At 55.5% G+C, this 373-nt stretch carries 1 pseudogene; it reads left to right on the plus strand.

Features of this window, described 5'->3' with window-relative positions:
* Positions 1 to 188: 188 nt before the first annotated feature.
* Positions 189 to 373: pseudogene (locus FMN63_RS00155) on the plus strand (RHE_PE00001 family protein); the annotation flags it as partial.

Genomic DNA, 373 nt, shown 5'->3' on the forward strand with positions numbered 1-373 from the left:
GGGGCTTTCGGGCATCGCTGACAGCTTCATGAGAGGTGGGCACTGACCTGTTTTCTAGCATGGGACGGCCAAGATGTCTAACCTTCGATAAGCAGTACTTATCGCTGCTGAGTCTGTCATCTTGCGACACATCCATGTAATGATATCTTTTTGCTTGTTGCTTATCGTTAATGAAATATTATCATCCGATGTCAACCGCTTACGATCTCCGCAAGTCCCTGAAATCACTGGATTGGCCCAAGGTGGCCGACCCGCTCGATCGCGCCAGCCGTTTGCTGACGCGCGCGGACGAACGGCTGCGGCGCACCCCCGATCTGAACGACGGCGTGCGCAGCCGCTCGCACCTGTTCGACACATGCGCCTCCATGGCACT

Source organism: Stappia sp. BW2 (assembly GCF_008107695.1).
Classification (GTDB): domain Bacteria; phylum Pseudomonadota; class Alphaproteobacteria; order Rhizobiales; family Stappiaceae; genus Roseibium.